This is a genomic window from Paractinoplanes lichenicola (genome assembly GCF_016785085.1).
Taxonomy (GTDB): domain Bacteria; phylum Actinomycetota; class Actinomycetes; order Mycobacteriales; family Micromonosporaceae; genus Actinoplanes; species Actinoplanes lichenicola.
On the sequence record NZ_JAENHO010000005.1, the window covers coordinates 728,317 to 751,403 of the forward strand.

The window sequence follows — 23,087 nt, forward strand, 5'->3', positions numbered from 1 at the left end:
TCGCATGGTTTCACCGGGTTGTTTCCAGGCCGACCCCTACCTGAGTAGCACTGTCGATTGCGGTCTGTGGTGTGACGATCCGAGGGTCACTTCGGACAGACGCTCCACGGCATGCGAATCCTGCCGCTCACCCTGGCCCTGACCAGCCTCTTCGTGCTCACCGCAGCAGTCCCGGCCGCCGCCGGCCCCCCACCCAGGGTGGGGACCCTATCGCCTTTCGGCTCGGCGCGGGCCGCGTTGTCCACAGGCCCGTTTTCGGCCGCTGAGTTGTCCACAGGCGGGCCCGCGCAGGGCGCCGCTGTCTACCGGGCCGCGTATCGTGAGACGGCTGTGCGGATGCTGGCCGCCGGTTGCCCGTATGCGGATTGGGCCGCTCAGGGCCGCCACTTCCTGCAGTTCGACCCGGCCGGTGACGGGCGGGCCGTCGAGGTGCTGGGTGATCTGGCGAAGGCTCAGCGGGTCGTGATCCTGGTGCCGGGGGTGGACACGACGCTGGCCGACTTCGACCGGGGGCTCGGTGGGGTGCCGCGCCGGGCGCCGGGGGTGCAGGCCCGCAACCTGTACGAGGCGCTGAGCAAGCGTGACCCGCACACCGCGGTCATCGCGTGGCTCGGCTACGACCCGCCGGAGGGTGTCGGGGTGGCCGCCGCGACCGAGGGGCGGGCCCGGGACGGCGCGGCCGCGCTCACCACCTTCGTACGGGATGTGGTGCGGCAGCGGCCGGCGACGGCGGTCACGTTGGTCGGGCACAGCTACGGCTCGATCGTCGTCGGGCTGGCCGCGGAACGGCTGCCCGAGGTGGGCGACGTCGTGACGCTGGGCGCCCCGGGCATCGGGGTGGATCACGCCGCCGATCTGGGTGGGGCCCGGGTGTGGTCGGCGCTGGCACCGACCGACTGGATCCGGCGTATTCCGCAGGTGCGGGTTCTCGGTCTGGGGCTGGGGCGGCGGCCGAGTTCGGCCGGCTTCGGCGCCACGGAGCTGCCGACCGACGGGGTCGCGGGGCACGATTTCTACCTCGTACCGGGAAGCTCGACACTGAAGGCCGTTGGCGACATCGTCCTCTCGGGTGGTCCTCGCCACGAGGCGCCGGGCCACGTTTCTTAAGCGGCGCTTAAGGGGTACAGTTCCGGTCGGTCCTGATGCCGACGACTTCGCTGGAGGTGATCGCTGTGCGAGATAGCGATCCTCCTAGTCGTGGCCGGGCCGTTCGTCAGCGCGCCTGACCGCTGACACAGGATCCCTCTGCCCCGCGTCCACCGGTGTGCCTGTCAACGGCATACCGGGCCAGTCGTGTGCGCCGCGACGCCGGACGCGCGGGTGCCGGCCGCGACGTGACGTGCGCTGTTACGCCACCTCACGAGCGAGCGGAAGTTGCCCCATGAAGAAGCTCATCGCGCCCCTGACCTTCACCGTGGCCGCCATGTATGTGGTCGTGCTGTTCGTCCTCGCGCACAGCACGCCCTAAGGCAGCCGGGACGTCCACAGCAGCGACAGGCCGGCCGCCACCAGCCCCAGCAGCAACGCCAGCCCCGCGTACCACTGCGTGACCTCGCGGGGCTCCACCCGGTGGCCGATCGAGCTGCCCATGTCCTCGTAGACCTGCTTGAGCTCGCTGACCGAGGCCGCCTCGTAGAAGTAGCCCTTGGTGTTCTCGGCGAGCTGCTGCAACGACAACCGGTCGACCGGCACCCGCTGCAGCGCGCCCCGGATGTCGACCACGCCGGTGTCGGTGCCGAACGCGATCGTCGAGACCGGCACGTTGGCCTGCGACGCCGCCGTCGCCGCGTCCTCGACCGAGCGCCCGGAGGTGCGGTAGCCGTCGGAGAGCAGCACGATGCGGGCCGGGGGAGCGCCGTCGGCCCCGTCGGCCGGCACGGAGCGGATCGCGTCGAGCGACGTGAACACCGCCTCGCCGGTGGCGGTCGCCTCGGCCAGGGTCAGCCCGTCGATCGCCGAGTTGACCTGTGAGCGGTCCTTGGTCGGCGGCACCAGCACGTTGGCCGCCTTCGCGAACGAGACCAGACCCAGGTTGTACGTCGGGGGCAGCTCGTTGACGAACGCCTTCGCCGCCTCCTGGGCCGCCTCGATGCGGTTGGGGGCGACGTCGTCGGCCTCCATCGAGAGCGAGACGTCGATCGCCAGCATCACGGTGGCCCGTTCGAGCGGCTCCTCCTTGTCGACCGACGGGCGGGCCAGGGCCGTGCCCAGGGTCAGCAGCGACAGGATGAACGCGGCCGCCGAGACGTGCCGGCGCCAGCCCAGGCCCTTGGGGGCGAGCGTGCGCAGCAGGTCGACGTTCGTGAAGCGCATCGCGTACTGGCGCTTGCGGAACTGCCGCCAGGTGTACAGGCCGGCGAAGGCCAGCACCGGGAGCACTGCGAGGAGCCACCACGGCTCCAGGAAACGGATCATCGGGTCGTCCCCCGGGTGCGTGCGTGTCGCTGGGCGGCCACGAAGCGGACCACGTCCAGCAGCCAGTCGGTGTCGGTGCGCAGGCGTAGGTGGGCGGCGCCGGCCGCGCGCAGGGCCGAGGCGATCGCGCCGCGCTGCTCGGCGGCGGCCTCAGCGTAGCGGTGGCGCAGCGCGGGGTCGGCGGTCTGCACCTCGTGCAGCGCGCCCGTCTCGGGATCGGCCAGGGTGAGCACGCCGACGTCGGGCAGCTCCAGCTCGCGCGGGTCGACGACCTCGATGGCGAGCACGTCGTGGCGGACGCCGAGCTTGCGGATGGGCCGCGACCAGCCGTCGACGGGGGCCATGAAGTCGGAGATGACGACGGCCACACCCCGGCGCCGCGGGGGCCGGTTGAGCATGTCGATCAGGCCGCCCAGGTCGGTGCGGCCGGGGCGGATCTCGGTGCCGGCGATCGCGCGGAGCAGGCCCTGCGCCTCCTTGCGGCCGGGGCGGGCGGGCATCCGGACGACGGACGGGGCGGCCGGCGCCGACGGGGCGGGCTTGCGCCGGAAGCGGCCGGGGGAGGCGGCGGGGACGCCGGATCCGGTGCCCACGACGGCGCCGATGCGGTTGCCGCCTCGTACGGTCAAGTGGGCCATCGCCGTGGCCGCCGCGAGCACCAGGTCGCGCTTGAGCATCGCCGCCGTGCCGAAGTCGAGGCTGGCGCTCAGGTCGATCGCCATCCAAGTCTCGAGTTCGCGGTCGGCGACCGTCCGGCGTACGTGGGGCAGCGTGGTGCGCGCCGTGACCGGCCAGTCCATCCGGCGCACGTCGTCGCCCGGCCGGTATTCGCGGGACTCGCCGGCCTCGCTGCCCGGGCCCGGCAGCAGCCCCGCGTAGTCGCCCTGGAGCAGGCCGTCGAGCTTGCGCGTGACCAGCAGCTGCAGCCGGGACAGGACTGCCTCAGCGCGCGTCGTGCCGGAGTCGGCGCTCGACCCTGAGGAAAGCATCAGTGCTGGGCCGGCCACGGGGCACCGTTCTGGGGCTGCGGCCCGCCGCTGACCGGGGCGGCCGGGTGGCTGCCGTTGGGCGAGGTGCCCTGCCGGGCGGCCACCGAGGGCAGCGGGACGCTCTGCATGATGCGGGCCACGATGTGGTCGGCCGGGATGTCGTCGGCCAGCGCGTCGTAGCTGAGCACGAGCCGGTGCCGCAGGATGTCGGGCGCGATGTCCTGCACGTCCTGCGGGAGCGCGTAGTCGCGGCCGCGCAGCAGGGCCAGCGCCCGGGTCGCGCGGACGATGCCGAGCGAGGCGCGCGGGCTCGCGCCGTACTGGATGAGCTGGGCCACATCGGGCATGCCGTGCTGGGCCGGGGCGCGGGTGGCCAGCACCAGCCGTACGGTGTAGTCGACCAGCGCGTTGTGCACGAACACCTGGTCGGCGCGGCGCTGCAGGCCGAGCAGGTCCTCGGTGGTGAAGACCGTCTTGGGCTCGGGGGCGCTCACGCCCATCCGGTAGACGATCTCGCGCTCCTCGGCGTCGGTCGGATAGCCCACCAGGATCTTCATCAGGAAGCGGTCGCGCTGCGCCTCGGGCAGCGGATAGACGCCCTCCTGCTCGATCGGGTTCTGCGTGGCCATCACGAGGAACGGGGTCGGCACCTCGTGGCTGACGCCGCCGATCGACACCTGGTGCTCGGCCATGACCTCGAGCAGCGCCGACTGCACCTTGGCCGGCGCGCGGTTGATCTCGTCGGCGAGCAGGAAGTTGACGAAGACCGGGCCCAGCTCGACGTCGAACTTCTCGCTCGACTGCCGGTAGATGCGGGTGCCCACGATGTCGGCCGGCACCAGGTCGGGCGTGAACTGCACGCGGGAGAACGAGCCGCCGACCACCCGGGCCAGGGTCTCGACGGCGAGCGTCTTGGCCACGCCGGGGACGCCCTCGAGCAGGCAGTGCCCGCGCGCCAGCAGCGCCACGAACATGCGCTCGACCATCCTGTCCTGGCCGACGATCACCCGCTTGACCTCGAACATCGCGCGCTCGAGCTGAGACGCGTCCTGTGCGGGCGGAACGGGCGCGCCGCCACCGGAATTCGTCTCGGTCTCGGGCGTGAGCGGCTGAGCCACCGGTCCTCCACAGCGGTCGAAAAGTCGTCTGCCGACGCTCAAGACTTACACGACCGACCTGAGAGCGCGCCCGTGGTGTCGCATTACGCGCCGGGCGGGCGCCTCGCCATGGACCGGAGGTGTCGATCTTTCTGCGCGATGCGCCGGAACGGGCACCCACGCCGGGAGGATGCGCCGAGGCCGGAAGCGTGTAACATTCTCCACGTCGCCGGGCGGCTTCCCCCGTGGTCGCCCGGCGCTCAATACTCTAGAGGGCATGGACGACGGCCCGGCATACCCGCAGTGCTCTTCCAAAGGGTGCCGCGCGGACGCCAAGTGGCAGCTTTTGTGGAACAACCCCAAGCTGCACACCCCGGATTACCGCAAAACCTGGCTGGCCTGCGACGATCATCGTCCCACGCTCGGCCAGTTCCTCGACGTCCGCGGATTCCTGCGCGAAGTGACGCCCTTCGGTGCAGCGTCCGACGCACCGATCTCGTAGGGTCGACCCGTGACCGTCGACGCCCTCACGCCCTGGCCCGACACCGTGGATTGGCGCCCGGTCTCGCCCAAGCTGATCACTGTGGAGCTGATCGTCCGCTGGGCCTGGACGTTGATCGTCGTGGCCGGTCTCTGCGTCGGCCTCGTGCTGCAGGGCCACTGGCTGTGGCAACTCGGCATCGCGCTGGTCGTGCTGAACGCGATCTGGCGCTCGTTCGTCACCGTCCGGGCCGTGCGTGCCTGGGGTTACGCCGAGCGCGACAACGACCTGCTGGTGCGGCACGGGCTGCTCGTGCGGCGGCTCTCCATCGTCCCGTACGCGCGGATGCAGTTCGTCGACGTCACGGCGGGCCCCCTCGAACGCGCGTTCGGCCTGGCCACCGTGCAGTTGCACACCGCCGCGGCGGCCAGCGACGCGCGCATCCCCGGGCTCGCCCCGGCCGAGGCGGCCCGGCTGCGGGACAGGCTCACCGCGCTCGGCGAGGACCGGGCCGAGGGACTGTGACCGCCACCGAGCCCCCGGAGACGGCGGTCGCGGAGCCCGAGCCGCGCCGTCGCCTCCACCCGCTCAGCCCGCTGCTGCACGGGGCCAAGAGCATCGCCGTCATCGTGGCCGCGCTCTCCTGGCAGACCCTGTCGCAGGTCGGGCTGGAGCGGTTCGCGATCGTCGTGGCGGTCATCGCGGTCGGCGTCGTGCTCTTCTCGATCGTCGGCTGGCTGTCCACCGGCTATCAGGTGGTCGGGCGTGAGCTGCGCATCTCCGACGGGGTCGTCTGGCGGCGCAACCGGGCCATCCCGCTCGAACGGCTGCAGGCGGTGGAGCTCCGGCGGCCGCTGCTGGCCCAGCTCACCGGGCTGGCCGAGCTGCGCCTGGAGGTGATCGGCGGGGGCAAGACGGAGGCCCCGCTGGCCTACCTGACGGTCCGGGAGGCGGCCGCCCTGCGGGAGCGGCTGCTGCGGCTCGCCGGGCGTACGCGGGCCATGGAAGCGCAACCCACCGACCAGCCGGACGCCGAGGCACCCGCCGCGCCCGCCCTCGAACGCCCGCTGATGCGGGTCAAGAACAGGGAGCTGGTCGTCAGCCAGCTGCTCACCCCGCAGGCGTTCTTCCTGCCCGTGGGCGTGGCCTTCGTCGTGCTGCAGTTCGTGCTCGAGGGGTCGTGGACCTTCATCGGGATCGCCAGCACCGTGACCGCCATGGCCGGCGTGCTGCTGCAGCCGGTGCGGCGCGTGCTGCAGGACTGGGACTTCCGCCTGGCCCGCGACCCCGAGGGCCGGCTCTCGGTGCGCTACGGCCTGCTCGAGACGCGCAACCAGGTCGTGCCGCTCAACCGCGTGCAGGCGATCGGGGCCACGTGGCCGCTGCTGTGGCGGGGCCAGGGCTGGCTGCATCTGCGTCTCGACATCGCCGGATATGCGGGCGAGCCCGGCAGCGGCGACTCCAAGCGCTCCGACCGCCTGCTGCCGGTGGGGGAGTTCGCCACCGCGCGGGCGCTGGTGTGGGAGGTGCTGCCCGGGGTCGACCTGGCCGGGCTGGCCACCTCGCCGCCCCCGGCCCGGGCGCGCTGGCTCAACCCGTTCTCGCTGCGGTCGATCGGCGTCGGGCTCACCCCCGAGGTCTTCGTGAGCCGCTGGGGGCTGCTCACCCGCGAGATGCACATCGTGCCGTACGCGCGGCTGCAGAGCGTACGGGTGGTGCAAGGCCCCCTGCAGCGGCTGACCGGGCTGGCCACCGTATACGCCGACACCGCGCGGGGGCGGGCCGGCCAGGCCAAGGACAGAGACCTCGCCGAGGCGTACGCGCTGGCCGCCGAGCTGGCCGTGCGCGCGCGCCACGCCCGCGAGCAGCGGACGGACTAGGCCCTAAGCTCAGGGGATGGAGCTTCCGGAGTTCTCGCCCGGTCTCAGCGCCCGGGTGGAATTGACCGTCACCGACGCCGACACCGCCCAGGCGGTCGGCTCGGGCGACGTGCCCGTGCTGGGAACGCCGCGCGTGCTGGCCCTGGCCGAGGCGGCCACCGTCGCCGCCACCGCCCGCCTGATCCCGGGCGGCCTCACCACTGTGGGCGTGCGCGCCGAGATCTCGCACCTGGCGCCCACTCCGGTCGGGCGCCAGGTCTACGCGCTGGCCACGCTGGCCAAAGTGGACGGCCGCAAGCTGCACTTCGAGGTCGTGGTGCGCGAGGGCGAGACGCTCGTGGCCGAGGTGCTGGTCGAGCGGGCGATGCTGGACCGTCAGCGGTTCATAGCGAAGGCCAACGAGAGCTGACCTCGTCGAGGGTCGGCATGGCCACCGCGCCGCCCCGGCGCTCGCAGACCAGCGCGGCCACGTGCAGGGCGAACTGCACGTTGCGCTGCCAGCCGTCGAGATCCTTGGGCAGGCCGTCGGCCAGCAGCCGGCGAACCAGGGCGCCCATCACCGAGTCGCCGGCGCCCGTCGCGTCGACCGCCTCCACCTTGGGCGCGGGCAGCATCATGGCCCCGTCCGCGGCGTTGATGAAGGCGCCCTTGGAGCCCGCGGTGACGACGACGGCCTTGGCCCCCAGCGCGCGGATGCGCTCGGCGGCCTGCTCGGGCGTCGCCCCGTCGTAGAGCACCTCGGCGTCGGCCGCGCTCAGCTTGACCAGGTCGGCCGTCGCGAAGAACTCCTCGGACAGCTCCAGCAGGTGGGTCACCGCCGCGCCGTCGGGCAGCAGGGTGGGCCGGGCGTTCGGGTCGAACACGCGCAGCGGCCCGGGGACCGCCCAGGCGGCGCGCGCGGTGGCCCGGAACGGCTCGCGCAGCAGGCAGATCGAGCCCGTGTAGACGACGTCGGCCCCGGCCACCATCGCCGTGTCGAGATCGGCCGGGCCGAGCACCGCGTACGAGGGCGGCTCGCCGTAGAAGGTGAAGGTCGGCTCGGCCCCCACGAACGTGGTGACCGCCAGCGTGGTGGGCACGGGGACCCGCTTCACGCCCGCCGTGCCGACGCCCTTCTCGGTCAGGAACACCGAGATCCGGTTGCCCAGCACGTCGTCGCTGAGCGAGCCGACGTACTGCACCTGGCCGCCGAGCCGGGTCGCGCCGACCGCGACGTTGAGCGGCGCGCCGCCGATCGCCTGGCGATAGACCACCTCGCCGTTGTGCTCGGCCTCCTGGAGGTCGATCAGCGCCTCGCCGAGCACCACCGCATAGCCCATTGCCATTCCTCCTGTTGCCGCCCGCTGTAACGCGCCCGTAATGCTGACCAGCCTTCCGGCCGGGAACGCGCAGCGCCAGTGCTCGCTGTTTATGTCCCTTTTTGGGATGATTATCCGATGTTGATCCGAGCGCTTGCCCTCGCCGTTCCCCTGACCATGATCGCTGGCTGCACGAACTCGGTGGACGTCGGACCCACCCAGCCCGTCTCGGCGACCGTCTCCGCCTCGTCCTGGACCGTCTTCGACGGCGCGCCCAGCCCGTCCCCGGCCGGCTCCTGGAACCCCGACACGGTCGCCTCCGGCACGTTCCTGCCGTACAAGCCGGGATCCACGGCCATCACGTACGACCCCGCGGTCGTTCCGCCGGGCGCCACCGCCTCCGTCGCGATCTCGCAGAACACCCAGGCCATGGAGGTACGCGTGACGGCGGCCGGGCTGATTCCGCGCCGGGTGTACGGCGCCCACCTGCACACGATGCCGTGCACCGCCGTACCGGACGCCGCGGGGCCGCACTATCAGCACCAGGCGGACCCGTCCAAGCCGTCGGTCGACCCCTCGTACGCGAACCCGCAGAACGAGGTGTGGCTCGACTTCACGGTCGACGGCTACGGCGAGGCGTCGGCGGCGTCGCTGGTCAAGTGGGCGTTCCCGGCCGGGCAGTCGGCGCGGTCGCTGATCCTGCACGCGCAGGCGACCAAGACGGCGGACGGGGTGGCGGGGACGGCCGGGCCGCGGGTGGCGTGCCTGACCCTGCCGGAGCGGTGAAGCGTCCGCCGGGGCAGACGGTAACGTCGGGGGCGGACCGGCGACCCAGCGTCGTCCACGGCTGAGATTTTCGGAGGCGGCACCATGGCCGAGCAGAAGGCCGCGCAACCCGCGGCCAAGACGGAGACCCACGACCCCGGCTTCCCCGAGGCGTTCCTGCAGTTCATGCGGGGCGGGTGGCGTGAGGACCCGCTGGCCGTCAGCCCGCTGCCCGAGGTGCCCAACTACGAGAAGCGCCGCAACGCGCTCTCCGAGGCCTTCCCGGGCGAGACGCTGATCATCCCGTCCGGCAACGAGAAGGTCCGGGCCAACGACACGGACTACCCGTTCCGCCCCGGCAGCGACTTCGTCTACCTGACCGGCGACCGCGACCCCGACAGCGTGCTCGTGCTGCGGCCCAGCGGCTCCGGGCACGACGCGGTGCTCTACACCCGGCAGCGCAACTCGAAGGACACCGACGCCTTCTTCCGCAGCCGCAACGGCGAGCTGTGGATCGGGCGCACGCACACCCTGGCCGAGAAGACGACCGAGCTGGGCGTCGAGACCGCCCCGCTCAGCGAGCTCGGCTCGGCCCTGGCCGGCTCGGCGCCCGGGCGCACCCGGGTGCTGCGCGGCCTCGACCCGAACGTCGACCGGGCCGTCCTGGCCTACGAGCCGAACCGCGAGCAGCCCCGCGACCGCGAGCTGGCCTGGGTTCTGAGCGAGCTCAAGCTGATCAAGGACGAGTGGGAGATCGCCCAGCTGCAGGCCGCGATCGACGCCACCGTCCGCGGCTTCGAGGACGTCGCCCGCGTGCTGCCGGCCGACCGGGGCGTCAAGGAGCGGCTGCTCGAGGGCGTCTTCGGGCTGCGCGCCCGGCACGACGGCAACGACGTCGGCTACGGCTCGATCGTCGGCGCCGGCGCACACGCGACGATCCTGCACTGGGTCAAGAACACCGGCGTCACCAAGCCGGGCGAGCTGCTGCTCATGGACATGGGCGTCGAGGGCGACAACTTCTACACGGCCGACGTGACCCGTACGGTGCCGGTGTCGGGGCAGTTCACCCCGCTGCAGCGCCAGGTGTACGACATCGTCCACGCGTCGCAGCAGGCGGGCATGGACGCGATCAAGCCGGGCGTGCTGTTCAAGGACATCCACAAGGTCTGCATGCGGGTGCTGGCCGAGGGGCTCGACGACCTGGGCCTGCTGCCGGTGAGCGTCGACGAGGCGATGACCGAGGAGAGCACGGTCTACCGCCGGTGGACGCTGCACGGGTTCGGGCACATGCTCGGCATCGACGTGCACGACTGCAACAACGCGCGCAACGAGACGTACCGGGACGGGCCGCTGCAGGAGGGCTACGTGCTGACCGTCGAGCCCGGGCTCTACTTCCAGCCCGAGGACGAGCTGGTGCCCGCGGAGCTGCGCGGCGTCGGCGTGCGGATCGAGGACGACGTGCTGGTGACCGCCGACGGGTGCAAGAACCTGTCGGCCGGGCTGCCTCGCACGTCGGCCGACGTCGAGGCGTGGATGGCGTCCCAGCGCGAGGCCGGGCCGCGTCTGCCCGGTTAGCCGATCAGCCTGTCGACGAGCGGGAACTCGTCGTAGACCTGGTTGTAGTCGCCGAAGTGGCCGTCGTCGCGGACGATCTGGGTGCCACCCAGGCGCTCGAACATCGCTCGCCCCTGGTGCTCGTCGCAGCCGTACGGGTCCAGGCGCGAGTTGATGAAGTAGACGTCGCGGACGTTCTTCCGGATCGCGTCCCAGTCGTACGCGGGCTGGAGCACGGGCTCGTCCGAGTCGTTCGGCGGCGTGCAATAGCCGGCCACGAGGATCGCCTGGTCGACCGTGACGTGCTCGAGCAGGGCCAGCAGTAATGCGGCCCCGCCCGAGTGGCCGACCAGGACGGTCCGCTCGTCGAACTTGTGCGCCTGGAGGACCTTGGGCAGGAAGTCGGCGATCGGCTCGACGTTGACGGTGGGGTAGGCGGGGACCTCTACGGCGTAGCCGCGGGCGGTGAGGCGGGTTGCGAGCCAGGGATACCACGCCACGCCGGGGTGGGCTCCGGTGCCGTGGAAGATGATCGCCTTACGTTCCATCGGGCCAGTGTGGCAGCCGGGGAGCGCGCTGTGGGGGCCCTGTGGACAGGGGGCCGGGGCCTGTGGACAGGGCGGCGGGTGGCCGGCGGCGGCTGTGCACAACGAACGCCCACGGCTTGACACCGGGGTACCGTCGGCCCTAACGACCCAGGGCGGGCGGGGGAGGCGGTGGCCGTACAGCGCAAAACTGACAAAACCGGATCAGTGCTTGATGTGGGTATTTTTCGGTTTTGGGGGCTTTACGCTGGGCGGCATGGTCAGGCTGCCCGACGCGACGAGAGACAGCGCCAGCGAGACCAGGCCGGGCCCGCTCAGACCGAGTGCCCGTAAGGCGGCCGTAGGAGGTCTGCTCCTGCTGGTCCTCGCGGCGACCCCAGCCGTGGCACACCTGAAGAAGGACGCCACGGGGGAGTTCGCCGCTCGGCAGATCCCCGCGACCGCGGCGGTGGCCGAGCCGGTGGTGGCAGCAGTGCCCAAGGCGGCGCCGGCGCCCAAGAGCCTGCCGACTATCGACTACTGGGACTCGCCGCAGGGCTTCGCGCCCGATGTGGCGGCCCGGTCGGTCGCGGCCGTGACGGAGGGGCTGCACCCGAAACACAAGCTGCCCGTCTACGACGCCCCGGGTGGGGTGCCGCGGGCCTTCCTCGCCCGCACGATCAGCGGCCTCCCGGTGACCGTGCCGATCGTCGAGCGCCGCCAGGGCTGGGCCGGGGTGCTGCTGCCCTCGGTCAACCGGCGCGTCGGGTGGCTGCCGCCGGGCGGCTGGGAGACGCGCGAACTCAAGGACCAGCTGACCGTCGACCTGAGCGAGCACCGGCTCACCTGGCTGCGCGACGGCCGGGAACGCGGGGCCTGGACGGTGGCGGTCGGGTCGCGGCGGACGCCCACGCCGCTGGGCCGGACGTTCGTGCTGGGCCGCACGATCACCCACGGCCACGTGTACGCGGGTCTGGACGCGCTGGTGCTCGGGGCGGTGCCGGACGACCGGGACGCGCTGTCGGCCTCGCTGCGCAACGGGCACACGGCGATCCACGCGTGGCGCGAGGAGTCGGCGTTCGGGCGCAGCATCTCCAACGGGTGCGTCCGGATGCCGCCCGACGTGCAGCGGGAACTGCTGGCCCACATCGGGCCGGGAACGGTCGTCCAGGTCGTCAGGTAGCGGTGCGCAGCCACTGGGCCTTGGCCGCGGCGCGCTCCTCGTCGGCGCCGGCCGCCCGCAGCAGTTCCAGCACCGGCCAGTACGAGAGGGTCTCGGCCTGCCCGCCCGTGACCACCCGGTGCAGATAGTCGCCCAGCACGTCGCCGAGGACCAGCCCGTCGCGGGTGACCGCGCGGACGGCGGGCAACGAATCGGAGTGGTCGTCGGCCGGGCCCAGCTCCTCGAGCATCGTGCGGATGCGGGCGGCCTCGGCGCTCTGCTGCTCGTCCAGCTCCGGCTTCTGCATGTGCTTACCGTAAGCCGCGTCAACAAACAAAGCTGCGACCCATGACAGACAGCAGGGCCAGCTTCTCGTGGCTCTCGCTGCCCGGCGTGGCCGTGAAGACAAGCAGCGACTGGGCCTGGTCGGGGTCCTGCAGGCTTTGGCAGAACAGATCGAGCCGCCCGACCGACGGGTGCGCGAACCGTTTCGTGTCGCTCCAGCGCACCCCGACCTCCTGCAGCTCCCACACGGCGGCGAACGACGGGCTCTCGCGCAGCAGCACGTCGACGAGCCCGAACGCCGGCGCGCCGGTGGTGCGCAGCGCCGCGGCCAGGAAGCGGCCCTGCTTCTCGTGGTCGTCGGCGAAGTAGATGGCGCGCGAGGCCGGATCGGTGAACCAGCGGTAGACCGCGCTGCGGGCCGGACCCTCGTACGCGGTCTCGTCGCCGAACAGCGCCACGGCGGGCGGGGTCTGCAGCAGCGTCTCGCCGAGCGGGCTGATCACATGGGCCGGGGTGTCCTGCAGCCGGTCGAGGATCCGCATCAGGCCGGGGCTGACGTGACCGCCGGCGCCCCGTTGCGAGGTGCTGTAGCCGCACAGCCGCAACAGGTGGTCGCGCTCGTCCGGGGTCAGGCGCAGGCCGCGCGCGACGGCGGCGAGCATCTGCGGGGACGGTTGCGGGCCGTCACCCCGTTCGAGCCGGGCGAAGTAGTCGGCCGACATGTCGCACAGCTCGGCCACCTCCTCCCGCCGCAGGCCGGTGGCCCGGCGCCGGCTGCCGCGCCGCAGCCCCACGTCCTCGGGTTGCAGGGCCTCGCGGCGGGCGCGCAGGAAGGCGCCGAGCGAGGCGCGGTCGAACGTCATGCTCCGATCGTCGCGGATCCGGGCCGCCGCAACCACGGCATCGCATTCAGTGGCTGAGCGCGTCCTTCATCCGGCCCGCGAGACCGCCTGCAATGAGAGGACCACAACCAAGGGGGTACGCGATGAGCAAGTGGACCGCGCAGTCGATGCGCGACATGAGTGGCAAGACCGTGGTCGTCACCGGGGGCAGCCGTGGCATCGGCCGGATCGCCGCCCGGGAACTGGCCCGCGCCGGGGCCAAAGTGGTGCTGGCCGTGCGGCGTCCGGAGCCCGGCCCGTACGAGTCCCGCCGGCTCGACGTCTCCGACCTCGCCTCGGTGCGCGCGTTCGCCGAGGAGTGGACGGGCGACCTGGACGTGCTCGTCAACAACGCGGGCGTGATGGCGATCCCGGGAACCCGTACGGGGGAAGGGTTGGACGTGCAGACCGCGACCAACTACTTCGGGCCATGGCTGCTGACGAACCTGCTGCTGCCGCACATCACCGACCGGGTCGTGCACGTCACCAGCGAGCTGCACCGGCAGGCCAAGCTCGACCTGGACGACTTGGACTGGCGCCGCCGCACGTACAAGCCGCTGGCCGCGTACGAGGCCGCCAAGCTCGCGCAGGTGCTCTTCTCGCTGTCGTTGCAGCGCCGGTTGGACGCCGCGGGCAGCAACGTGCGCTCGGTGCTGGCCCATCCCGGCATCGCGCGCACCGAGCTGGTCGGTCACTCGTGGATGAACGTCATCAACCGCATCCCGTTCCTGACCCAGGAGGCCGAGGGCGGCGCGCTGCCCCTGCTCTACGCCGCCTCCGAGGACGTGCCGGGCAACGCCTACGTCGGGCCCGACGGTCTCGCGAGCATCAAAGGCTTTCCCACCGTACGCCGCCCGTCCCGCGCCGGTCTCGACGAGCGCGCGGCCGAGCGGCTGTGGACGGCGACCGAGGCCCTAGTCTTGCCGTCGTGACGAGTGAAGTGATCGCGGCGGCCTGGGTGCACGTACGGGAGCGCCGGGTGCTCGTCGTGCTGCCCGCCGGCCTGGACGCGTTCTATCTGCCCGGCGGCAAACCCGAACCCGGCGAGACGTACGCGGAAGCGGCCGCGCGCGAGGTGCACGAGGAGGTCGGGCTCGTCGTCGACCCGGCCGACCTGACCCTGTTCACCGAGATCGTGGCGCCCGCCCACAACCGGCCGCCCGGCACGACCGTACGGCTGATCTGTTTCCTCGGCGGCAAGACCGAGGACCCGCCGCGGGCCGCGAACGAGATCGCCGAAGTGGACTGGTTCGCCTCGGCCGACTCCCCGCGCTGCGCCCCGGCCATCCGCCTGCTGGTCGCCGAGCTGGTCAGCGCGGGTCTGATCGACTAGCGAAGAAGCGGTCGGCGACGGCCGTGTGGATGCTGAAACCGAGCTCGGCCGGGCCCTTGAGGACCTCCCAGCCGTGGGTCTCGTCGTTCGGGGCCGCCGCGGGCAGGCCGGCCGTCGACGCCAGCGGCGGGAACAGCGCGAAGATGAGCAGCGTGCCGTCGGGGGCGCTGACCGCGTCGTACAGCCGGGCCGCGCCCGGGTCGACCGTCAGGCCCGTCTCCTCCAGCACCTCGCGGGCCGCCGCGTCCGGCCAGGACTCGCCGTAGTCGATGAAACCGCCCGGCAGCGCCAGTGTGTCCTCGGCCGGCGGGATCGCGCGGCGCACGACGAGCAGGCCGTCGGCGACGGGTTGGACGGCCACCGCGACCGGCGTCGGGTTGCGATAGGCGGTCTCGCCGCAGGCGGTGCAGCGGCGTGGCCAGGGCTGGGCGGGCAGGTAACGGGCCCCGCAGAACGTGCAGTGCTTGAAGCGGTCACGCATGGAGCGGCGAGTTGCAGGCCGCGACCAGGGCTTGCCGGCACGCGGTGAGCAGCGGGCGCAGGGCCGCGTCACGCTGCTGGGCCTCGTAACCGTTGAGGGCGCCGCCGGGCGCATTTGTCTCGGCCAGCGCGAGCACCTGGTCGAGGATCGACGCGCGGGCGAACAGGCGGCGGGCCCGCGGATCGAACCCGGCGGGCAGGGTGGCCGTGCTCTCGGGGCGGCGCAGCTGCTGCAGGGCGCCGGCCAGCTCCGGTTTCCACTGGGCCACGTCGAGCTTCGTCAGCTGTGTGGTGGCCTCGCCCAGGGCCAGGGTCAGCTCGCCCTCGGCCTCGGCCGCGCCCATCTGGAACACCGGCTTGTAATTCTCGACCGGGAAGAAACGCCACAGCACCGTCTCGAACTCGACGCCCGAACCGGACACGTGCCGGCGCACCTCGGGCACGAAGCCGAACGTGGGCGTCATCACGGCCTCGCCGGAGAGCATGGCCGCGCCGGTCAGCGGGCCGGGGCCGGGCAGGCCGCGCGGGTCGCCGGGGGCGGGCAGCACGAGGCGGATGTCGTCGGGGTGCACCTTGGCGAAGACCGGCAGGCCCTGCGGCAGCGGCACGTCCGTCCATGTGCCGGGGGCGTCGGCGACCAGGTGCTCCTCGTCGCGGGCGATCTCGTCGGGCAGCTCGTCGAAGGGCACGAGGCCGGCGCGCCAGGCTCGCACCCAGGCCACGAACCGGGTCGAGCGCCGCGCAACCCGGGTTGCGGCATCGGCTGCGGGGGACATGCGAGCAAGGGTACGTGGCCACCGGGAAGTCTGTCTCGGCCGGAGAGTCAGAAACGTCGTGTCCCAACGCACGGGTTACCGTGCCTTGCATGTATGGGGAGGACGTGCTCAAGGGAGACTGGCGGCGCCGCAAGGTGGTGCCCGAGGTGGACGCCGAACGCGATCTGGTCGTCGAGGACGTCGACTCCGGGTTCTGCGGGGCCGTGATCGGGTTCGAGCTGGGCGCGGTCGTGCTGGAGGACCGCCACGGCAAGCGGCGCAACTTCCCGCTCGAGCCGGCCGCGTTCCTGCTCGACGGCAAGCCGGTGACGCTGCGCCGCCCCGCCGCGGCCCCGGCGCAGGCCCAGCGGCGGGTCACGGCCTCCGGATCGGTCGCCGTCGAGGGCGTACGGGCGCAGGTCGCCAAGGCCAGCCGCATCTGGGTCGAGGGCATCCACGACGCCGCCCTGGTCGAGCGGATCTGGGGTGACGACCTGCGGATCGAGGGCATCGTGGTCGAGCCGCTGGACGGCATCGACGACCTGGCCGCCGCCGTACGGGAGTTCCAGCCGAGCCGGCAGCGCAAGCTCGGCGTGCTCGTCGACCACCTGGTCGCGGGCAGCAAGGAGAGCCGCATCGTGGCCGCCGTGACCGACCCGAACGTGCTGGTCACCGGTCATCCGTACGTGGACGTCTGGCAGGCCGTGAAGCCCGAGCGGGTCGGGTTGTCGAAGTGGCCGGTCATCCCGCCCGGGCGCCCCTGGAAGGAGGGCATCTGCGCGGCCGTGGGCGTGCGCGAGCCGGCCGACATGTGGCGGCGCATCCTCAAGTCGGTCAGCAGCTACAAGGACGTCGAGACGCCGCTGATCAACTCGATGGAGCGGCTGATCGACTTCGTCACCGTCCTGGACGACTGAGCGCCTCGCCCAATCGTTTCGCGGCTTCGGCCAGCCGGTCGGGCGGGTGGGCGGCGTAGCCGAGGATCAGCCCCGGCGGCCCTTCCCGGTGCCGATGCCAGCTGAGCGGGTGCACGAGGACGCCGTGGGATGCCGCCTCTGCCGCTAGGTCGATATCCGATTTGTCAGCTTTGAGCATGATCAACAAGTGCAGGCCCGCGGCCACCCCCGTCACCTCCGCCTGGGGGAGATGGCGGCGTAGCGCGTCGATGAGCGCATCCCGGCGCCGCCGCTGACGGGTGCGGACGTTGCGCAGATGCCGCTCGTAGTCCCCGGTCGCCAGCAGCCGGGCCAGCACCAGCTGCGGCAGCGCCGGGTTGCCGAGATCGCTGTCGTGCTTGGCGGTCAGCAGCTCGGCCTGCATCCGGCGCGGCGCGATCAGCCAGCCGAGCCGCATCCCCGGGGCCAAAGACTTCGAGACACTGCCCGCGTACGCCACCAGGTCCGGCCCGGATCCCTGAAGCGCGGCCACCGGGGCCCGGTCGTAGCGGTGCTCGGCGTCGTAGTCGTCCTCGATCACCAGGCGCTCCCCGGCCGCCGCCCAGGCCAGCAACGCGCGCCGCCGGCCCGGGCTCAGCACGACGCCGGTCGGATACTGATGCGCCGGGGTGAGGACGGCCGCGTCCTGGGTGAGCTCGCCGACGACCAGTCCCTCGGCGTCGACGGGGACGGGCTCCGGCCGGACGCCCCAATGGGCCAGCTGATCCCGCGCCCCGCGCGACCCCGGATCCTCGACGGCGACCCGCGAGCGGCCCGCGGCGTGCAGCGTCTGGGCCAGCAGGGCCAGGGCCTGGGCGACCCCGCCGACCACGATCACGTCGTCCGGTTCGGCCCGGACGCCCCGGGTGCGGGCCAGCCAGCCCGCGAGTTCGGCGCGCAGCCACGGGGTGCCGCCCGGATCGCCGTACCCGAGGTCGGCCGCGGTGATCTCGTCGAGCACCGCCCGTTCGGCGCGCAACCACGCCGTACGGGGAAAGGCCGAAAGATCGGGGACGCCGGGGGAGAGGTCGAAATCGATGCCGTCGGCGGGCGGCAGCGGCAGTCGCAGCGTGTCGAGCGAGCGGCGGCGGTCGGAGGGCGCGTCGCGTACGTGGGGCCGGGCGATGATCGTCGTGCCGGCCCCGGTGCGGGCCGCGGCCAGCCCCTCGTCGATCAGCCGCTGATAGGCGTCGACCACCACACCCCGCGAGACCCGCAACTCGGCCGCGAGCAGGCGCGTGGCCGGCAACCGCGTGCCGGCCGCCAGCCGCCCGGTCGCCACGGCCGCGCGCAGCCCGTCGGTCAGCCACGTGGTCAGGCCCTTGGCGGGCGCGTCCTCGGGCCGCAGCTGCAGGAAGTCCGAACCCGGAATTGGTCCCCCTCGAAGCCGTCGGATTGGTCCTTCAAACCGGACCATATCGCGGCCAGCATCGGATTGGTGAAGATGAGCATCCTGGCCGGGTCGACCGGCATGGCCTTCGTCGGCGGCAGCGTCGCCGTCTCGGGCTTCCTGGCCGACGCGCCGTCCCTGACCGTCCAAGCCCTCCGGTACGCCGTAGCCTGCGCCCTGCTGCTTCTCTACGCCCGCGGCCGCGTCCACCGCCCCCGCGGCGCCGAGTGGCTCTGGCTGACCGGCGTCGTCGTCACCGGCATGCTGTTCTTCAACGTGGCCCTGGTGCAAGGCTCTCGTCATGCCGAACCGGCCGTATTGGGCGTCGCCGTCGCCTGCGTCCCGCTGCTGCTCGCCGTGGCCGGCCCGCTGCTGGAGGGCCGCGCCCCCGCCGCCCGCCTGATCGCCGCCGCGCTGGTCGTCACCCTGGGCGCCGCACTCGTCCAGGGCCTCGGCCGCACCGACGGCGTGGGCCTGTTGTGGGCGCTGGTCACGTTCGCCTGCGAGGCCGGCTTCACCCTGCTGGCCGTGCCGGTGCTCGGCCGCCACGGCCCGCTCGGCGTGTCGGTCCACTCGACGTGGCTGGCCGCCGTCGGCTTCGCCCTCGCCGGCCTGCTCCTCGAAGGTCCCACGGCAGTCACGCGACTGCGCCTCGACGACGTGCTGGCCGGCATCTACCTGGCCGTCCTCGTCACCGCCGTGGCGTTCGTCCTCTGGTACACGTGCGTCCAGCGCCTGGGCTCGGCCCGGGCCGGCCTGCTCACGGGAATCGCCCCGATCTCCGCCGCCGTGGTGGGCGTGGCCGTAGGCGGCCCGGTGCCCGGCCTCCCGGTCTGGACCGGCGTGGCCGTGGTCGCGGCCGGGCTGGCCCTCGGCTTCCGCTCGCCCGCGGCCCCTGAGCGGCTCGCTAACGGGGCCGTCCGATCGGTTACCGAGTACTCCACCGCTCGGCCCGAATGATGATGTGGCAACGCTCAAGATCACGTCGGCTTGCGTCAAGCGGCATGGGATGAAACGGATATATGTACTTTGAGCGAGCAACGCCCTGGCCAGGGAAGTGCACGTCCACCGACTGCTTCTGAAGGGCTTACCGTGCTCAAGACATTCGCCATCGGCGTTTCCGCTTTCGCCGCTCTGCTCAGCTCGACACCCGCGCAAGCGGCCCCCTCGTCGTACGCGGGACCGAAGGACGACATGGTGATCGACATGGTGTCGGTCAACGGTTCCGGCTGTCCCTGGGGCACCGCCGACGTGACCGTGTCACCGGACAGCAAAGCGTTCACCGTCACCTACAGCGCGTTCACCGCCCAGGTCGGCGTCGGCGCGAAGCCCATCGACTTCCGCAAGAACTGCCAGCTCGGCCTCAACGTGCACGTGCCGCAGGGCTTCACGTACGCGATCGCCAGCACCGACTACCGCGGGTTCGCCCGCCTCGAGCGCGGGGCGACAGCGACGCAGACGTCGTTCTACTACTTCCAGGGCGACCGGCAGACCGGCAAGAGCAAGCACAACTTCGCCGGCCCTCTCGACGGCGACTGGCAGCGCACCGACAGCCTCGGCATCGGCTCCCTGGCCTACCTGCCCTGCGGTGAGGAGCGCTATCTCAACATCAACACCGAGCTGCGGGTCAACGGCGGCTGGTCGAACACCAAGAAGACCACCAGCATGCTGACCATGGACTCCACTGACGGCAACCTCGACACCGTCTACCACGTCGCCTGGAAGAAGTGCTGACGACCTAGGCGGATTCCCCGCCCTCCCTCGGGCGGGGAACCCGCGGCGTTATGCGAGGTGTTGCGGATCACGCCGGAAGACGAACGTGGCGATGTCCAACCCGTCCACGGCGCCCTCCTCGTCGCGGAGGATCTGGAGTACCTCGCCCTCGTTCTCGCCCTCGATGCCGCGCCAGCGGTCGGGGCCCTCGCGGGTGAAGCGGGTCTGCTTGTGGGGGCCGACCATCACCAGGGCGTCGCCGTCGGTCGTGACCTCGTGTTCGCGGCCCATCCACCACCAGCGGCCGACCAGGGCTGCCGCCTCGCCGGTGGGCTGCTGCGGCGGTGACCAGGGCTTGACCGGGGACGGCTCGGCGTCGACGACCGTAGCCAGGGCCGACAGGGCCACCTCCTTGATCGTGGTGCCGGTGAGCCCGTACGAGTTGGCGAAGACGATCACGCCGAGCCGGCTGCGACGGTGGACCGCCAGCTGGGCGACGTAGCCGGGCATCGAGCCGCCGTGGCCGACGAAGACGCGCTCGCCGACGCGGAACAGCTGGGGGCCGAGCCCGTGGCCGCCCGTCCACGACTCGAGGTCGCTGATCACGACGGGCGCGCACATCTCGTCGACGGTCTCGCGGGCCAGCACGGCCGGGGCGGGGTCGGTCCAGAACGCGGCCCACTTGGCCATGTCGGTGATCGTGGACCACAGCTGGCCGGCCGGGGCCATCGCGCCCGAGTCGAGCCGCGGCTCCTCGTGCAGCGACCGGTCGAGCTCGTGCACCACGTAACCCCGGGCGAACGGCTCGACGGGGGCGTACGTCGTGCGCTTCATGCCCAGCGGGTCGAGCACGCGCTTGCCCGCCAGCGCCTGCCAGGATTCGCCGGTGACCTTCTCGAGCACGGCCCCGAGCAGCCCGTACGCGAGGTTCGAGTAGCGATAGCGGCGGAACGGCGGCCCGACGGCCTTGTCGTAGCCGAGCTCGGCCAGCAGCTGGTCGACGTCGCCGCCCGTGCTCCGCTCCCACCAGGCCCCGTCCGGCTCGCGCTGCAGCCCCGACACGTGGCCGAGCAGCTGGCGCAGCGTCACGCCACCGATCGGCGTGCCGGGCAGGTGCCGGTAGAGCAGGTCGTCGAGCGCGAAGAAGCCCTCGTCGCGCAGCTGCATGACGAGCGTGGCGGTGATCGTCTTGGTGATCGAGCCGAGCCGGTACTGCGTCTTCGCGTCGGGCCGCGGGTTCTCGCCCGCGAACACCTGGTGCAGCACCGCGCGGTCGCGCACGACCGCCAGGGCCAGGGACGGCGCACGCCCCTCGGCCTGCGCGCGAGCGGCGATCTTGTCGACCCGTCGGCCGGTCTCCGGCAGCAGCGTCGGCAGCAGTGACACGGTGGACCCTCTCGATATACGACTGGTGGGTATAACTGCGCGCGGCCGATATGGCTACGCGGCCCGGGGCCCGGGTTGCATGGCAGTTCGATGACATTTTCCGTGAGGGCGCACGCAGCGTCGCCGGACGTGCGCGAGCATGTCACGATCGATACGTGGAAGCGGTTCTGTGGATCGTGCTCGGCATCGCATTGGCGATCGCCGAGGCCTTCACGGCCACGTTCTTGATCATTTTCTTCGGCATCGGGGCTTTCGCCGCGGCCGGAGCGGCCGCCCTGGGCGCGCCCCTGCTGCTCCAAGTCATCGTCTTCGCGCTGGTCTCCGGGTTGTCGGTGACCGCGCTGCGCCCGATCGTGCTCAAACACGCCCGCCCCGCGCTCGAGTCGGGCGACACTCCGTTCGGGGTCGAGGCGATCGAGGGCGGCCACGGCACGGTGCTGGAGGAGATCGACGGCGAGCACGGCATGATCAAGATCGACGGCGAGCACTGGCAGGCCCGATCGTTCGACGGCCAGGAGAAATACCTGCCCGGCGAACGGGTCCGCATCATCAAGGTCGACGGCGCCACGGCCATCGTGTGGCGCGACGACATCTCGAACCTCTAGCAAGGCCGATAAACCCATAGAGAGGGTTGCCATGGAAGCTGTGATCGGCGTCCTCATCATCGTGATCGTGGTGTTTGCCATCGTCACGCTGCTCCGTTCCGTCCGCATCGTCCCGCAGCAGCGCATGGACGTCGTCGAGCGGCTCGGTAAGTACAAGCGGACCCTGAGCCCGGGCCTCAACCTGCTGGTGCCGTTCGTCGACTCGGTGCGCAGCAAGGTCGACATGCGCGAGCAGGTCGTCTCGTTCCCGCCGCAGCCCGTGATCACGTCCGACAACCTGGTCGTCTCGATCGACACGGTGCTGTATTTCAAGGTCGTCGACCCGGTGCGGGCCACCTACGAGATCTCCAACTTCCTGCAGGCCATCGAGCAGCTGACGGTCACGACCCTGCGTAACGTGATCGGCTCGCTCGACCTCGAGCGCGCACTGACCAGCCGCGAGGAGATCAACCGGCACCTCTCCACGGTGCTCGACGAGACCACCGGCCGCTGGGGCATCAAGGTCACCCGCGTCGAGATCAAGGCGATCGAGCCGCCGCCGAGCATCCGCGACTCCATGGAGAAGCAGATGCGCGCCGAGCGGGAGCGCCGCGCCACGATCCTCAACGCCGAGGGCCACAAGCAGGCCCAGATCCTCACCGCCGAGGGTGAGAAGCAGGCCGCGGTGCTGCGCGCCGACGGTGACCGCCAGTCGCGCATCCTGCAGGCCGAGGGCCAGGCCAAGGCCATCCGTACGGTGTTCGACGCGATCCACACGGCCAACCCCTCGCAGAAGGTGCTGGCCTACCAATACCTGCAGGCCCTGCCGCAGATCGCGAACGGCACGGCCAACAAGGTCTGGATCGTGCCGACCGAGCTGACCAAGGCCCTCGAGGGCATGGGTGGCGCGCTCGGCGGCCTGGCCAACATGGCCGGCGACATCCCCAAGGCCGGTGTCAACGCGGCCGAGGTCAACGAGGAGGCCGTGGCCGCGGCGGAGGCCGCCGCGGCCGAGGCGCAGAAGGTCAACGACCAGGTGCGCGAGGCCGAGCAGCAGGTCAGCGGCGACCCCGACAAGACCGCCGCGCTGCCCGCGCCGGAGCCGATCCCGCCGTCCGCGGCGCTCGGCAGCGCCGACTACAACGGCGTCGTGGATCGCGAACGCGCCTGATTGTCGAAC

The 23,087-nt window shown here is 72.0% G+C and carries 27 protein-coding genes; 16 read left to right on the plus strand and 11 right to left on the minus strand.

From position 1 onward, the window contains the following. Positions 1-111 precede the first annotated feature (111 nt). Together JKJ07_RS20875 and JKJ07_RS51165 are read left to right on the plus strand one after the other, a co-directional pair. Entirely contained in the window at positions 112-1,107 is a 996-nt protein-coding gene (locus JKJ07_RS20875) for an alpha/beta hydrolase (RefSeq protein ID WP_202993249.1), read from the plus strand. A gap of 232 nt (positions 1,108-1,339) precedes the next feature. Continuing rightward, positions 1,340-1,468 (plus strand): hypothetical protein, encoded by a 129-nt coding sequence (locus tag JKJ07_RS51165; RefSeq protein WP_268919195.1) that lies wholly within the window; start codon positions 1,340-1,342, stop codon positions 1,466-1,468. On the opposite strand, the gene JKJ07_RS20880 is transcribed toward JKJ07_RS51165, so the two are convergent. The 3 genes from JKJ07_RS20880 to JKJ07_RS20890 are packed head-to-tail and all read right to left on the minus strand — an operon-like array spanning position 1,465 to position 4,522. Next, positions 1,465-2,415: a 26S proteasome regulatory subunit RPN10 gene (locus JKJ07_RS20880; protein WP_202993250.1), complete on the minus strand. Its 951-nt coding sequence runs from the start codon at positions 2,413-2,415 to the stop codon at positions 1,465-1,467. The genes JKJ07_RS51165 and JKJ07_RS20880 overlap by 4 nt on opposite strands. Further along, positions 2,412-3,404, minus strand: a complete 993-nt coding sequence (locus JKJ07_RS20885; protein WP_202993345.1) for a DUF58 domain-containing protein — start codon at positions 3,402-3,404, stop codon at positions 2,412-2,414. Before JKJ07_RS20885 ends, JKJ07_RS20880 begins: the two co-directional genes overlap by 4 nt. Further along, complete coding sequence (locus JKJ07_RS20890; protein ID WP_307834334.1) at positions 3,404-4,522, minus strand: AAA family ATPase; 1,119 nt, start codon at positions 4,520-4,522, stop codon at positions 3,404-3,406. The genes JKJ07_RS20885 and JKJ07_RS20890 overlap by 1 nt, the downstream gene beginning before the upstream one ends. A gap of 256 nt (positions 4,523-4,778) precedes the next feature. Between JKJ07_RS20890 and JKJ07_RS20895 the strand changes: the two genes are divergently transcribed. Genes JKJ07_RS20895 through JKJ07_RS20910 form a run of 4 tightly spaced genes read left to right on the plus strand, consistent with a single transcriptional unit; the run spans position 4,779 to position 7,271 of the window. Continuing rightward, the gene (locus JKJ07_RS20895) at positions 4,779-5,003 is read left to right on the plus strand and encodes a hypothetical protein (protein ID WP_202993251.1); all 225 of its coding nucleotides are present in this window, start codon (positions 4,779-4,781) and stop codon (positions 5,001-5,003) included. Positions 5,004-5,012: 9 nt separating this feature from the next. Then, on the plus strand, positions 5,013-5,507 hold the full coding sequence (locus tag JKJ07_RS20900) for a PH domain-containing protein (protein WP_202993252.1): 495 nt from the start codon (positions 5,013-5,015) through the stop codon (positions 5,505-5,507). Beyond that, positions 5,504-6,862 (plus strand): PH domain-containing protein, encoded by a 1,359-nt coding sequence (locus JKJ07_RS20905; protein ID WP_202993253.1) that lies wholly within the window; start codon positions 5,504-5,506, stop codon positions 6,860-6,862. Before JKJ07_RS20900 ends, JKJ07_RS20905 begins: the two co-directional genes overlap by 4 nt. Before the next feature lie 16 nt (positions 6,863-6,878). After that, complete coding sequence (locus JKJ07_RS20910; protein WP_202993254.1) at positions 6,879-7,271, plus strand: thioesterase family protein; 393 nt, start codon at positions 6,879-6,881, stop codon at positions 7,269-7,271. On the opposite strand, the gene JKJ07_RS20915 is transcribed toward JKJ07_RS20910, so the two are convergent. Further along, entirely contained in the window at positions 7,246-8,181 is a 936-nt protein-coding gene (locus JKJ07_RS20915) for a carbohydrate kinase family protein (protein ID WP_202993255.1), read from the minus strand. The genes JKJ07_RS20910 and JKJ07_RS20915 overlap by 26 nt on opposite strands. 117 nt (positions 8,182-8,298) lie before the next feature. Between JKJ07_RS20915 and JKJ07_RS20920 the strand changes: the two genes are divergently transcribed. Further along, the gene (locus JKJ07_RS20920) at positions 8,299-8,946 is read left to right on the plus strand and encodes a superoxide dismutase family protein (protein WP_236029365.1); all 648 of its coding nucleotides are present in this window, start codon (positions 8,299-8,301) and stop codon (positions 8,944-8,946) included. A gap of 84 nt (positions 8,947-9,030) precedes the next feature. Then, entirely contained in the window at positions 9,031-10,500 is a 1,470-nt protein-coding gene (locus JKJ07_RS20925; protein WP_202993256.1) for an aminopeptidase P family protein, read from the plus strand. Here JKJ07_RS20925 and JKJ07_RS20930 read toward each other — a convergent pair. Then, the gene (locus JKJ07_RS20930) at positions 10,497-11,027 is read right to left on the minus strand and encodes an alpha/beta fold hydrolase (protein WP_202993257.1); all 531 of its coding nucleotides are present in this window, start codon (positions 11,025-11,027) and stop codon (positions 10,497-10,499) included. The genes JKJ07_RS20925 and JKJ07_RS20930 overlap by 4 nt on opposite strands. A 253-nt stretch (positions 11,028-11,280) precedes the next feature. On the opposite strand from JKJ07_RS20930, the gene JKJ07_RS20935 reads away from it, so the two are divergent. Next, positions 11,281-12,186 carry a L,D-transpeptidase gene (locus JKJ07_RS20935; RefSeq protein WP_202993258.1) on the plus strand — a complete coding sequence of 302 codons (906 nt, stop codon included), beginning with the start codon at positions 11,281-11,283 and terminating at the stop codon, positions 12,184-12,186. Here JKJ07_RS20935 and JKJ07_RS20940 read toward each other — a convergent pair. Then, positions 12,179-12,472 carry a hypothetical protein gene (locus tag JKJ07_RS20940; RefSeq protein WP_202993259.1) on the minus strand — a complete coding sequence of 98 codons (294 nt, stop codon included), beginning with the start codon at positions 12,470-12,472 and terminating at the stop codon, positions 12,179-12,181. The genes JKJ07_RS20935 and JKJ07_RS20940 overlap by 8 nt on opposite strands. A 19-nt stretch (positions 12,473-12,491) precedes the next feature. Next, entirely contained in the window at positions 12,492-13,313 is an 822-nt protein-coding gene (locus JKJ07_RS20945; RefSeq protein ID WP_202993260.1) for a helix-turn-helix transcriptional regulator, read from the minus strand. Between the two features lie 122 nt (positions 13,314-13,435). Here JKJ07_RS20945 and JKJ07_RS20950 point away from each other — a divergent pair, with 122 nt between their 5' ends. Continuing rightward, positions 13,436-14,263, plus strand: coding sequence for an SDR family NAD(P)-dependent oxidoreductase (locus JKJ07_RS20950; protein ID WP_307834335.1), 828 nt, complete (start codon positions 13,436-13,438; stop codon positions 14,261-14,263). Then, positions 14,260-14,664, plus strand: coding sequence for an NUDIX hydrolase (locus JKJ07_RS20955; RefSeq protein ID WP_202993261.1), 405 nt, complete (start codon positions 14,260-14,262; stop codon positions 14,662-14,664). Before JKJ07_RS20950 ends, JKJ07_RS20955 begins: the two co-directional genes overlap by 4 nt. Here JKJ07_RS20955 and JKJ07_RS20960 read toward each other — a convergent pair. Further along, on the minus strand, positions 14,642-15,145 hold the full coding sequence (locus JKJ07_RS20960) for an NUDIX domain-containing protein (protein WP_202993262.1): 504 nt from the start codon (positions 15,143-15,145) through the stop codon (positions 14,642-14,644). The genes JKJ07_RS20955 and JKJ07_RS20960 overlap by 23 nt on opposite strands. Next, positions 15,138-15,920 (minus strand): Rv1486c family protein, encoded by a 783-nt coding sequence (locus JKJ07_RS20965; protein ID WP_202993263.1) that lies wholly within the window; start codon positions 15,918-15,920, stop codon positions 15,138-15,140. Before JKJ07_RS20965 ends, JKJ07_RS20960 begins: the two co-directional genes overlap by 8 nt. A gap of 89 nt (positions 15,921-16,009) precedes the next feature. Between JKJ07_RS20965 and JKJ07_RS20970 the strand changes: the two genes are divergently transcribed. Further along, positions 16,010-16,816, plus strand: a complete 807-nt coding sequence (locus tag JKJ07_RS20970) for a DUF3097 domain-containing protein (protein WP_202993264.1) — start codon at positions 16,010-16,012, stop codon at positions 16,814-16,816. On the opposite strand, the gene pdxR is transcribed toward JKJ07_RS20970, so the two are convergent. After that, on the minus strand, positions 16,797-18,251 hold the full coding sequence (pdxR, locus tag JKJ07_RS20975) for a MocR-like pyridoxine biosynthesis transcription factor PdxR (RefSeq protein ID WP_202993265.1): 1,455 nt from the start codon (positions 18,249-18,251) through the stop codon (positions 16,797-16,799). The two genes, JKJ07_RS20970 and pdxR, sit on opposite strands and share 20 nt — an antisense overlap. 27 nt (positions 18,252-18,278) lie before the next feature. Between pdxR and JKJ07_RS20980 the strand changes: the two genes are divergently transcribed. Both JKJ07_RS20980 and JKJ07_RS20985 read left to right on the plus strand, forming a co-directional pair. Further along, complete coding sequence (locus JKJ07_RS20980; protein WP_202993348.1) at positions 18,279-19,184, plus strand: DMT family transporter; 906 nt, start codon at positions 18,279-18,281, stop codon at positions 19,182-19,184. Between the two features lie 132 nt (positions 19,185-19,316). After that, the gene (locus JKJ07_RS20985; protein WP_307834336.1) at positions 19,317-19,958 is read left to right on the plus strand and encodes a DUF4360 domain-containing protein; all 642 of its coding nucleotides are present in this window, start codon (positions 19,317-19,319) and stop codon (positions 19,956-19,958) included. Between the two features lie 48 nt (positions 19,959-20,006). Here the strand turns inward: JKJ07_RS20985 and JKJ07_RS20990 are convergent, their stop codons facing one another. Beyond that, positions 20,007-21,323, minus strand: coding sequence for a serine hydrolase domain-containing protein (locus tag JKJ07_RS20990; RefSeq protein WP_438871424.1), 1,317 nt, complete (start codon positions 21,321-21,323; stop codon positions 20,007-20,009). Positions 21,324-21,478: 155 nt separating this feature from the next. Here JKJ07_RS20990 and JKJ07_RS20995 point away from each other — a divergent pair, with 155 nt between their 5' ends. Beyond that, a complete protein-coding gene (locus JKJ07_RS20995; RefSeq protein ID WP_202993266.1) occupies positions 21,479-21,928 on the plus strand; it encodes an NfeD family protein in 450 nt (149 codons plus the stop codon). A gap of 31 nt (positions 21,929-21,959) precedes the next feature. Beyond that, complete coding sequence (locus tag JKJ07_RS21000; protein ID WP_202993267.1) at positions 21,960-23,078, plus strand: SPFH domain-containing protein; 1,119 nt, start codon at positions 21,960-21,962, stop codon at positions 23,076-23,078. Positions 23,079-23,087 lie beyond the last annotated feature (9 nt).

Coding starts and splice junctions, on each gene's coding strand:
- JKJ07_RS20875 (WP_202993249.1), top strand. CDS start 112: ATGCGAATCCTGCCGCTCACCCTGGCCCTGACCAGCCTCTTCGTGCTC.
- JKJ07_RS20880 (WP_202993250.1), bottom strand. CDS start 2,415: ATGATCCGTTTCCTGGAGCCGTGGTGGCTCCTCGCAGTGCTCCCGGTG.
- JKJ07_RS20885 (WP_202993345.1), bottom strand. CDS start 3,404: ATGCTTTCCTCAGGGTCGAGCGCCGACTCCGGCACGACGCGCGCTGAG.
- JKJ07_RS20895 (WP_202993251.1), top strand. CDS start 4,779: ATGGACGACGGCCCGGCATACCCGCAGTGCTCTTCCAAAGGGTGCCGC.
- JKJ07_RS20910 (WP_202993254.1), top strand. CDS start 6,879: ATGGAGCTTCCGGAGTTCTCGCCCGGTCTCAGCGCCCGGGTGGAATTG.
- JKJ07_RS20915 (WP_202993255.1), bottom strand. CDS start 8,181: ATGGGCTATGCGGTGGTGCTCGGCGAGGCGCTGATCGACCTCCAGGAG.
- JKJ07_RS20920 (WP_236029365.1), top strand. CDS start 8,299: ATGTTGATCCGAGCGCTTGCCCTCGCCGTTCCCCTGACCATGATCGCT.
- JKJ07_RS20925 (WP_202993256.1), top strand. CDS start 9,031: ATGGCCGAGCAGAAGGCCGCGCAACCCGCGGCCAAGACGGAGACCCAC.
- JKJ07_RS20930 (WP_202993257.1), bottom strand. CDS start 11,027: ATGGAACGTAAGGCGATCATCTTCCACGGCACCGGAGCCCACCCCGGC.
- JKJ07_RS20935 (WP_202993258.1), top strand. CDS start 11,281: ATGGTCAGGCTGCCCGACGCGACGAGAGACAGCGCCAGCGAGACCAGG.
- JKJ07_RS20940 (WP_202993259.1), bottom strand. CDS start 12,472: ATGCAGAAGCCGGAGCTGGACGAGCAGCAGAGCGCCGAGGCCGCCCGC.
- JKJ07_RS20945 (WP_202993260.1), bottom strand. CDS start 13,313: ATGACGTTCGACCGCGCCTCGCTCGGCGCCTTCCTGCGCGCCCGCCGC.
- JKJ07_RS20950 (WP_307834335.1), top strand. CDS start 13,436: ATGAGCAAGTGGACCGCGCAGTCGATGCGCGACATGAGTGGCAAGACC.
- JKJ07_RS20960 (WP_202993262.1), bottom strand. CDS start 15,145: ATGCGTGACCGCTTCAAGCACTGCACGTTCTGCGGGGCCCGTTACCTG.
- JKJ07_RS20965 (WP_202993263.1), bottom strand. CDS start 15,920: ATGTCCCCCGCAGCCGATGCCGCAACCCGGGTTGCGCGGCGCTCGACC.
- JKJ07_RS20970 (WP_202993264.1), top strand. CDS start 16,010: ATGTATGGGGAGGACGTGCTCAAGGGAGACTGGCGGCGCCGCAAGGTG.
- pdxR (WP_202993265.1), bottom strand. CDS start 18,251: ATGGTCCGGTTTGAAGGACCAATCCGACGGCTTCGAGGGGGACCAATT.
- JKJ07_RS20980 (WP_202993348.1), top strand. CDS start 18,279: ATGAGCATCCTGGCCGGGTCGACCGGCATGGCCTTCGTCGGCGGCAGC.
- JKJ07_RS21000 (WP_202993267.1), top strand. CDS start 21,960: ATGGAAGCTGTGATCGGCGTCCTCATCATCGTGATCGTGGTGTTTGCC.